Origin of the sequence: Novosphingobium indicum (assembly GCF_014645195.1) — a bacterium.
GTDB classification, from domain to species: Bacteria; Pseudomonadota; Alphaproteobacteria; order Sphingomonadales; family Sphingomonadaceae; genus Novosphingobium; species Novosphingobium indicum.
In genome coordinates this window covers 150,662-161,416 of record NZ_BMLK01000011.1, presented here as the reverse complement: position 1 = coordinate 161,416, position 10,755 = coordinate 150,662, and the positions used below count along the sequence as shown (strand labels likewise).

The 10,755-nt window shown below is 61.8% G+C and carries 5 protein-coding genes; 2 read left to right on the top strand and 3 right to left on the bottom strand.

All coding sequences use genetic code 11. The annotated features are described in order from the left end of the window. Positions 1-95: 95 nt before the first annotated feature. Positions 96-2,447 carry a serine/threonine-protein kinase gene (locus IEX64_RS13240; protein WP_188820141.1) on the bottom strand — a complete coding sequence of 784 codons (2,352 nt, stop codon included), beginning with the start codon at positions 2,445-2,447 and terminating at the stop codon, positions 96-98. A gap of 8 nt (positions 2,448-2,455) precedes the next feature. Next, entirely contained in the window at positions 2,456-3,007 is a 552-nt protein-coding gene (locus IEX64_RS13235) for an ECF-type sigma factor (RefSeq protein WP_188820140.1), read from the bottom strand. 738 nt (positions 3,008-3,745) lie between these two features. On the opposite strand from IEX64_RS13235, the gene IEX64_RS13230 reads away from it, so the two are divergent. Next, positions 3,746-9,508 carry an autotransporter domain-containing protein gene (locus IEX64_RS13230; protein ID WP_188820139.1) on the top strand — a complete coding sequence of 1,921 codons (5,763 nt, stop codon included), beginning with the start codon at positions 3,746-3,748 and terminating at the stop codon, positions 9,506-9,508. A 119-nt stretch (positions 9,509-9,627) separates the two neighbouring features. Beyond that, a complete protein-coding gene (locus tag IEX64_RS13225) occupies positions 9,628-10,320 on the top strand; it encodes a helix-turn-helix transcriptional regulator (RefSeq protein ID WP_188820138.1) in 693 nt (230 codons plus the stop codon). A gap of 34 nt (positions 10,321-10,354) precedes the next feature. Here the strand turns inward: IEX64_RS13225 and IEX64_RS24440 are convergent, their stop codons facing one another. Further along, complete coding sequence (locus IEX64_RS24440; protein ID WP_229710273.1) at positions 10,355-10,471, bottom strand: glycoside hydrolase family 3 C-terminal domain-containing protein; 117 nt, start codon at positions 10,469-10,471, stop codon at positions 10,355-10,357. Between the last annotated feature and the right edge of the window lie 284 nt (positions 10,472-10,755).

Here is a 10,755-nt window from a genome sequence, read left to right as displayed (position 1 = left end):
GATCGCGCCCCTCCAATGAATCATCATACCCGCCAAAACGCTACCGGTTTTTGCGGGTCTCCAGCTGCGCCCAAAACTTTCGGAATCAGGCAACCTCAGCAAGTCGCTGCCATCCGTTCGAGCGGCGTCAGGTACGCCTCGCGATCCGGGGCGGGAATATCGTGGTCCTTTGCATAGGCGTGCATGATCCCCAGCCCCTCGCCTGCCGCTTCGCACCGTCGGCCTTTCTCGTCGAGTTGGTCATAGATGTTCGCAGCTTCGGCCAGCCTTACCGCAAGGGGCATGCGCGCGCCCGCCACTGTTCCTGCCGCTGCAGCTACGTCGCGAGCGTAGGAAATCGCACGCTCGGTCAAGGCGACAGCCTCATGGTGGCGCCCGGATTCCGCCAGTAGCTCTGCCTTGACCAGCGCCACGCCGGAAAAGAGTTCCTTCATGCGGGTATCGTTCGCGTCGCGGGCCATGTTCTGCGCAATCATGTTAAGCGCTTCATCTGCATGACCAATCGCCTGCGACCGGCCTTCCTGGGCTTCCACCTTCGCAAGGTAGAACAACGTGATGATCATGTTGCGGATGCTGGCCGGCTTTCCATTGCTGGCCAATCGCTGCTGCGCCAGGCTTTCCTTGAAAGCGGATATGGATGCATCGGGCTTGCCCCGCTCCGCCAGCAGCGATGCCTTGATGCTGAGCAGCGTCGCCAGCGACCCGCGCACGCTCGCATCTTGCCGCAACCCGGCGGAAAACGTCCGCGCGATTGCGAGACCCGCATCCGAGGCCTGCAACGCCTCGCCCGATTTGCCCATCCAGTTCAAGGCTTCGGATTCCACCCGATAGCCGTCCAGCAGTGCATTCGCGCTTTCCGTGTCCGTCGTATCGTCGACGACTACCAGCGTTTGCACCTTACGAGCCATACCCAGAGCCGTTTCCATGTCCCCCTCCGCCCAGAGCTTTTCACTGCCGGCTCTGACCAGAACGAAAGCCAGTGCCTCGGAGACATCGCGCCGGTCCGGAAACTCGGTGTGCAGCCCGCGCAATATGGCCAGCGCGCGCGACTGCAGCCGTTGCCCTTCATCGAGCTTGCCCAGGCTCGCATCGTTGGTGCTGCCCACGACTTTCGCCAGCCGCTGATAGCCCTCTGCGACCTCCAGCCGAACATCGGCCGGCGCGCTTTCGTCCTTGGCCAGCGCATCGAGGTAGGACAGCGCCGTTCTGGCAAGATCTTCGCGTGCCTTTACCGTTCCCGGGACGGCGGACACCTTGTCGTAAATGTCGAAAAGCATGTGGTGCGCGAGGTTTCGCAGCTCGAAAAAGCGCTGTTCAGCGGCCACGCGCTCTCGCTCGGCCCGGACGTAGGACCATCCGGTCCCGGCCAGACCTACCACCAGGGTCAGTACCAGCGCCGCGGCGGCAATCACGGACTTCCTCTCCCGATCCATAAACTTGCGGATCTTGTAGGCGCGCTTGTCCGAGTAGGCCGGGACCGGAAGCTTGGCGTAGTAGCGATCGATGTCCTCGATCAGGTCGCCCGCGCTTGCATAACGGTGTTCCGGCTCTTCTGCGGCAGCCTTGCGCGCAATGGCGGAAAGTTCAGGCACGTCCGCCTTGCCGATGATCACCCCGAGAACCTTGCCCAGCGAATAGACGTCGGCGAGCGTATTCGAAGCCGCCCCGATGGAGCGCTCTGGCGCTGCGAATCCCGGCGTGAGGCTGAGACCGCTAAAGACACCGCCGCCCTTGCTGCCTTGCTGCTCCGGCTCGTGCGGACGGGCGATACCGAAGTCGATCAGCTTGGCCTGATCGTCGGCCGTGACGAGAATGTTGGTCGGCGTAAGGTCGCGGTGAACGACGAGGTTCTGGTGCGCGAACGCAACGGCGGATGCCACTTGCCGGAACAGCGCGATACGCTGGTCTATCGGGCGAGGTGCCTGATCGAGCCAGGCGAACAGCGTCTGCCCGTCGACATATTCCATGACGATATAGGGCTGTCCCTGCTCGGTCTCTCCACCGTCGTAAAGCCGCGCAATATGGGGGTGATTGAGCTGCGCCAGAATCTGCCGTTCGCGGCGAAAGCGATCTGTCAGAGTGTCCGACAAGGCTCCGGGCTTGATGACCTTGACCGCGACGCGATGCTCGAAGTCGTCGGCGTTTCGTTCGGCCAGATAGACGGCACCCATGCCGCCACGCCCAAGCAGATCGAGAATGCGATACCCGCCGATCGTCTCCGGAACGGACTGGGCCTCTTCGACGTCTGCGGCACCGCCGGTGCGTAGCATGACGGAAGCCGACGCTTCGGACACGAGGAGTTCTATCGCCCGGTGACGCACGGCAGCGTCGATATTCTCCTGACGTTGAATGTACGCAAACCGCTCACCGGAAGGTAGCTGAAGCGCATCTTCCAGCAATTCCATGGCGGCGCGTTCACGCTGTGCATCGCACACCATGCTGACCATCGTCGATTCTACCCGCCGAGTCGCGCATGAAGCCAGCTGCGGGTGGCAGCCCAGCGGCGCTTCACCGTGGCCTCGGAAATATCGAGAACTTCGGCAATGTCCTCCGTCGACATGCCGCCATAGAAACGCATCTCGACAATACGCGCGCGCTCCTCATCGATCTGTGAGAGCTCGTTTAGAGCGAGTTCAAGCGCCATGATGTCGACGGGCAGTTCCCACTGCGCGGCCTCCGTGCGCAGGGTCACGCATTCGCCGCAGCGCTTGGAGGCCGCATTGCGGCGCGCCTTGTCGATCAGCACCCTACGCATGAGCCGCGATGCCAGCGCCAGCACATGCGAACGGCCATTGATGGTCATCACCTTGAGCTGGGAAAGCCGCAGAATCGCTTCGTTGATGAGATCGCCGGTCGAGAGCGAACTGTTCCGCTCCCGGCGCAAGTGCGCGGCGGCGACGACCCGCAGTTCACGATCCAGCTCCGAAAACAGAACTCCGCCTGCCTCCCGATCCCCCCGCTGCCATTGCGATGCAAGTGCCCCGAACGGGTCTTCCCGCTCAGCCATGCGCTGCAAGGGCGCGCTGGGCGCCGCACTACCGGAATGAGGCGTTCGGGCGAGGCTCTGCGAATATGCGCAGGAGGGGCTACCGGTCCCGGTTAGTTTACTACCAACTGCCGCCGCCCCGGACTCTGCCTCGTCTCGGCAAAAAAAGTGCATTTGGTGTGATCCCCTTTGCCTCCGAACTGCGCCTAACCAATCAGAACATACTTCAAATGTCCATATCTGTTTGAGTAAATAAAATCGTTTTTACAAATATGGACATTACTAAAATGGGGGATTGAAGCGCCTGTTTTCTGCGTCTTAAAGAAGCAAATCCAATCTAGTCTCATTATATGAGTCATAGACATAGGGAGGTTTTCCGAAGTGGAGCCTTTTGAACTTTGCGCATGCATAGCCGCTGCGCGAGGCAGCTACGTTCGAGTCATGTAATCGCATATTACTGTAATAGATCGCATTGCCATTCGCTCACATAGTACTTCACCTTGTTAGCTTATCGCCCGGTTATTTCATGGCGGTGAGAGCAACAGCGGAGTGGTCGGTGAGCATTCGATAGACAGATACACAATAAAGAACTCAGGCCGCGCAAGCAAAGGCCTGCAACAACAGACCGGAATACGGACGCACTCCGCGCCCCAGTTTCCGCACTTCAATCAAGACGGGACCGCAATTCGCTCGGCTGGAAACTGGCTTTTCCGGCGCGACGTCGCTCGCCCGGAACAGGGCTGAAAATAGGGGAATGAAATGAATACCAAGGCAAGGATGAAGATCACGACCAGTATGGCCGGTCTTGCGGTCGCTCTGGTTCTCGGCTCCGGAACTGCCCATGCGGCCTGCGCGGTGGAGGATTCCACAGTCACCTGCTCGGGGGCGGACAACACCGCTGACGAAGTCAACACCGCGATCAGCCCCGCCTCGGCACCGCCGCCCGACCTCACATTGCTGATCGCTCCGGATGGCACGGTCATTCAGCCCGGTTCGACCATATTCCCAAGCTCCGCGTTCGAAGGCACTGTCAGCATTACCAACGACGGCCAGATCGGCACTTCCGATGCACCGGTAGGCATCGACTATGAAAACTACGCCGCCAGTGGCACGAACGTGTTCAACCTGACAAATGGCATGAATGCGTCCATTTTTGGTTATGTCTACGCGCTGGCAGGCAATGTCTCGATCACCAATGAAGGCACGGTGACCGACTGGATCGATGGGCTTGCCCAGGCCTACTCGACCGAAACCACGGACGGCGTGACGACCAACAGCTATTCCGGCGATGTTGCGATCGAAAACAGCGGGACCGTGGGGCGCACCGATCCGGTTACCGGCGCGTTCGTACCTGGCTCGATCTATGCCTATGGTGCAGACAGCGCCGCCGTGGACAACACCGGCGTTGCAGGGGCCATCACGGCAAGTTCCGGTGCGGATTCCTCGACAACCAATGGCGGGTACGTCCCCACGACTGACGGGACCGTAACCACCAATACCTACTTCTATGAAACGGCAGCGAACGAGGGCACTGCGTCAGTTTCCATCGGCGAAGGCGGCAGCGCGACTTCTGTTTCGGTCTGGAACGGCGGCACAGGCGACACGAGCGCCGATATCCAGGGCACCCTGGGAAGCCCGGAAGCGCCCGGATCGGTCACGGTCAGCAACGACGCTTACGACTACAGCTACGAGCGGTCCTACAGCACCGACTCCGACAATCCGGACTACTACGCCTCACGAACCGTCTACTCGTATGACTACAAAGGCGGCGACAGCTCGGCGACGGTCGGTCCTGACGGCATGGTCTACGGCGATGTCGGCGTATCCACCGCCGGCGGCGCGGCCAGTGTCGATGTTGCCGGCAGCGTGGGCGGATCAGTTTCCGCAAGTTCCGTGGCAACAGATTACTCGTATGAGCAGACGTACGACAGCAATACCGGGACATCGGCTTCACGGACGACGATGATCCGCACGAAGTCGGGCGGCCCGGCTGTCGTTTCCATTGATGAAATGACATCCGTCGGCGGTAGCGTGGCGGTCCAGGGCGACGAATCCGCAGATCTCGACAATGCCGGCCGTATTGGCGGTTCGGTCTACGTTGCAAGCGCCCGCCCCGGAGTGCGCACGTTCGAGGAGCAGACCAGTTCCTCTTCCTCGAGCACGGCCGACGATGGCACGACCACCGATAACTACGCGTCGAGCACGCAGTATGTCGACGAAACTCTCGGCGGACCCGCGGCCTTCACCAACGCTGCAGGCGCGATTGTCGAGGGTTCGACGACGGTAACCGGTGCAACGGACGCGACCGTGGCCAGCGACGGTCACCTGATCGGCAATGTCTCCGTGACAGCGGCCGGCACGCGCATGGAATACGAGAACATCTACACCTACTCAAGCGTGACACCCCCGGCGGCGACAGGTCCAGTTACGGTCGATACCACCAATACGACCATGACCTCTTCAACTGCGACCGGTGGCGTAGCTTCGGGCACCTACGCCGGCAGCGTCGGTGCGGTGCAGTTCATCAACGCCAACGGTGTCGCCGCCAATGTCAGCCAGTCCGGGCAGTCCGGCAGCACGGCGGACATCAGCGGTGTGATCATCGGATCGTTCAGCGGCACAGCCGGAGCCTCGAACAGCGAATCCAGCAACGTCGAGACCTACCACTCGGTCTTTGACGGCACGGACACTACTGTCGACTATACCCGCTCCTACGAATCCTCGAGCGAGCAGATCGCTGCGGACAGCAGCGCCACGGTCACCGGACGGGTAACCAACGACGCTTCCGGCGCGACCGGCAACGTCATGCTCAGTTCGTCGGGCGGTGACGCCAGCCTGCTCGTCGATGGCGGCATTATCGAAGGCGATACCAGCCTTACCGCCGGCGGAAGCAACTCGACCTTCGCAATCGAGCTTGAGCAATCCTTCCTCAACGACGTCGAGCAAAGCGAAACCTACTCCACCGTATCGACCACGACCGCCGTTCCCGGCATGGCATCGGCCACGCTCATCGGTGCCACGCTGGGCGATGTCGAAGACGAAACGGGCGGAAACCTCACGCTGAACGGATCGGGCGGTGCGATGGCGTCGATCGACGGCGACAGCGAAGTCGTGGGCAACGTGTCGCTTTCTGCCTTCGCCTCAAACAGCGAAAGCACCTTCGACCGCACTGCCACGCGAGTGGATGACGACACCGTCGACCGCGCCGAAGTGCGCTCGTCGAGCACGACGCGTGTCGGAGGCGATACCCTGGCTGAAGTGGATGGGGTGGTGCATGGCACCGTCATGGCCGACAGCGGTGCAGGCAATGCCACGGTCAATCTGACCGGACAGGCCCTGCAGGGCGTTTACGCTTACACTGGTGCGACCGACAGCACCTACAACTCCACCACGGTCTACTCGAACAATTCGTTCACGGGCGGCAGCTACGACACCACGGAATCGACCTCGACCGGGATGGACGTCGGCGGCGCGGCAACGATCAACATTGCCTCGAACGCAGACCTTGCAGGTAACAACCTTCCGGCAGTCGAAACCGGAGAAATAATTGCCTCGGGCCGTGCCGGCTCCTTCGTGACGATCGGGGAAGGAACCCGCGTCCTCACGGGGAACCAGGAGATGAACGTTCCTCCGGGCGGTTACATCGGCGTCGGCGGCTTCTACGACAACTCCGTCTCAACCTTCTTCGCTGACAACAGCGGCATCGGCAGCAGCACCTCGACCTATACCAGCACCGAGGTCGATGGACCCAGCGTATTCCTCAACAACGGCATCGTCGGCGCTCCGACAGAGGCGCTCGATTTCTACGATGGCTCGGTCTATGTTGAGGTCTTCGGCATCTCCGGAGCCGAAGCGACCAACAATGGCGCCATCTTCGGCGATGTCCTGGTTGATGGTATCGGCGAGAACTATAGCTCGGTTACCGAAATCACCGGCACGCTCGACCCTGTCCTGCGCACGGAAGTGATCACGCGTACCTATACCCCCGTCGGCGGTGACGCGACGTTGCTCAACAACGGCCTGATCACCGGTGATGCCGAAATCTACGGCGGCAATTCGGTACTGACCAACAACGGCGTGATCCGCGGTACGATCTACAGCGGCATCTACCTTCCGAACTACACCACCACGCAGACCGACACGGCGTTTTCCGCCGGGGAGGAGACGCTACTCAGCCAGGGCGATTCGTTCGTTCAGGACATCCTGATCGACCAGAACGGCGTGGCCGCCGGCGGCGTCAGCATCTTCGGTGCCTATGACGACTACGACCCGGAAGACCGTCTTTCGGACATGCCCACAAGCACCATCAACGCCACGATCAACCTGAACAACGGGTCGGTCACCGGCACCGGTGTCTTCGCCGAACAGAACGAGGACGGCTCCTTTGCCACCAACACCATGCTCAACCTCAACGGATCGGGCTACTTTGGCCTGGCGTTGAGCGATGACGGTACGGAAGCCCTTTCGGTGCTCTCTCCGTTCGGGTCGATCGATCCCTATCTCTCGCAGGAGAACCTCTCGACACTGATGTCGATGGGCAACAACGTGTTCGGTCTCGGCGTATCCGTGCGCGGCGTCGAGCAGATCACCAAGACGGGTGATGGCACTTTCATCATCACCGGCACGGCCTACGACGAGAACGCCGATGGGACGCCGCCGCTTCCGGCCTGGACCTTCGATATCGGGTCCTTCGTCATCAACGGCGGGGAAGTCCAGCTCGATGTCGTGGGGTCGTCCTACGATCTCTACAACTATGGCGAGTATGGCGTTGGCTTGGGTGGCTTTGCGGTCACGGGCTCCATGGATCTCGAGGCTCCGGTCTTCGGCATCCGGGGCGACGTCGAGAACAATGCAACCCTGGTACTCGGTCGCCGTGTGGAACTGCCGCAATCGCTGTTCCTGAACAATCTCGTCGCGCCCGGCACGGAAGTCATCGCCGGGATCGAGATTCGCCAGGAAGGCAACTTCACGCAATCCGAAAGCGGCACTCTGGTGGTCGGTGTAGCGCCGACGCTGGCCCGCAGCACCCAGACCGAAGTGGCACCTGGCGTTTCGCGCGGCCTGTTCGGCACCAGCTTCACCGGCGTGGCGCTGGCTCCGTTCACCACTGCGGAAAACAGCAACGTACCGTTCTCCACGCCGAGCTTCGTAGAACTCGACGGAGACCTGTCGCTCGACGGCACGGTGAGCCTCGCCACCACCCGCGGCGCCATCTACGTGGGCGGCACGAGCACCGACCTGTTCAGCGTCAGCGGCGACGTCGACTACAGCGGCGCCACGGTCACCGACGGCCTCGGCTCCAGCTTCGTGAGCTTCGGTCTGACCGACTATGCCGAAGGGGACATGACCAAGGTTGCCATCGAAGTCGTGCGCACGCCGTACGCCAGCGTGGCAGCGGACGCGAACAGCGCGGCGGCAGCCGATGGTCTGGACGCGGCCCTCCCCGGCATCGTCGACATGCTGACCACCGATGCAGCAGGCGGTGCTGCCTTCACGACGGTCGAGGAATTCGCAGCCGTGCAGGATGTCGCCACCGTCATCTCTGCCTTCGATACGCAACTTTCCAATGCACAGGTAACCGAGGGACTGCGCGAGCTGTCCAGCGGTGCTTACTACGGCTCGCTGCTGGCAACCCGCACGACCGATCCTTTCGGGGACTTCACCCGTCAGGCTCCGGTCAGCGTCGGCTCGGGCAGCTTCAACCTCTGGCTGAGCCCGAACGGAAGTTTCGCCAAGTACAGCGCGAACGAAAGTGCGGGCGCATCGGGTCTGCGGGCTGACCTCTACGGTGGGTCGGTGGGCCTCGGTGTCACCACCAGCGCCGGCGGGGAATACGGCGTCGGCTTCGGCTACGGCCGTGTCGACACCAGCGCGCGCGGTACGCCCGAAAAGGCCAAGGCCAACACCTACATGGTCGGTGCCTTCGCCCGTCAGGCCTTCGGCCAGGCCCATGTCGCGGCGCAAGTGGTGTTCGGCTGGAGCAACTGGGAGGCAACGCGCGAGATGCCGCTGTTCTCCCGCACGGCAACGGCCGACTTCGACAGCAAGGAAACGCGCTTTATCCTGCAGGGCGGCTATGACTTCCCGATCGGCATGAACGCGGTCGCCACCCCCTTCGCCCGGATCGATCTGCGCCACTACAGCTTCGACGGGTTCACCGAAGAAGGTGCAGGCGGCATCGGCCTCGATGTGCAGAGCCGGTCCAAGACCGTCCTCTCCCCCGAACTCGGTGTAAAGGTGGCCGGGGACTTCGAGACCGGCCTTGCTACCCTCCGTCCGGAACTGTCCGTGTCCTACACATTCCAGGGTGACGTCGGCGCCCGCCGCGATGTGGCCTACCTCGGCGATACCAGCAGCGTGTTCCGGCTGGAAGGCGTCGATCCCGATGGCTTCTTCACCATGGGGGCCGGCCTGGGGGCAGCTATCGGAGAGCGCAGCACCGTCTTCGTACGGGGCAGCTACTCGACCGGTGGCGGCGTGAAGGACGCAAACGTCGGGGCCGGTGTAAAGATCGGTTTCTGACGCAAGGAGCCGGGCGGTCGCAATCGCGGCTGCCCGGTTTCGCCACGACATGCCGAGGCCCTGCGGTGCCGCTCAAGACGGAACGGTGCCCAGGTCCCATCCAAGCGAGAAGGTGCGCCATGCGACACTCCCCCCTCTCGATCGAACCGGCACTGTCCTTCATGCCCAAATTCGAAGAGGCCCTGACAATGGCGGAAACGGAACTATCCGATTTTCACGCGCACTTCGGCAGCCAGGTCTCGGGCGTGCTCAAGATCCTGTCGCGCCATGCGCCCCATCGTTCGCATCTCGTGTTCCTTCCCGATGCTCGGCTCTACCAGTACCTCCTGCGCGAAATCTCGGGAGAAGGCGGCGAGGGAACCGTCGAACTGGAGCGCGAAATCGAGCGTATCAAGCACGTGGAAAAGATCGTCGCGCAAAAGGATGAAAACGGTCGGCCGTCCCACTTGCGCTACCGCGACAAGATCCTGCTGCTCAAGGACTCCTCCGGGGCGATCTACGACGCAAGGCTCGCCTACGTCCCGCGATCAGAAAGCAGCCTCGACCTCGATCTCTACCTCGTCAGCGTCGCGCCGGGCGAACGCTCCCACGCGATCTTCGAAGCAGCGGACGTGATCGACGAGATCGGCCTGACCGGCAAGGAGCTGGACATCATCCGCTTCCTTTCGACGGGAAAGGACGTGCAGATCATCGCACGCGAACTCAGCGTGACTCCGCACACCATCCGGCAGCACCTCAAATCCATCTTCCGCAAGACGAACACCTGCAGACAGCTGGAAATCGTCCTGAACTTCTCGACATTCATCTGCTGACAGCCTGGCAAGAGTAGCGCCAAGTCTGCCCGGACTAATCCTTCCAGGTTTTCGCGCCCTTTCGCCTGTCGGCCGTCTTCGCCTCGATCACGGCAATGCGCTTGGCGGTTTTGGCCAGAGGCAGGACGTTTCGCTCGTTGCGCAGTAGCACGATGCCCTGCTTCGCCACAAAGTACCGGTGACGATAATTTCCTGTGTCTCAAGATCGTTGATTTTCGCGGACTGCTCGTCTGTAACAGCGGCTTGCGCGAGGGCGGTGTCCGGAAGGCTGCCCGCCGCGACGATTCCGGCGGCAAGAGCCCACGAGCAGACGCCCGTCCCAAGGAATTTGGACGCAGAAATCGGAGATGCCTTGAGTAGACGCATCGATACTCTCCCTGTTGTGCGCGCGTTTTTTTGCGCTGTGGCGTGTCCTCCGGATGCCCCCGGATCGCC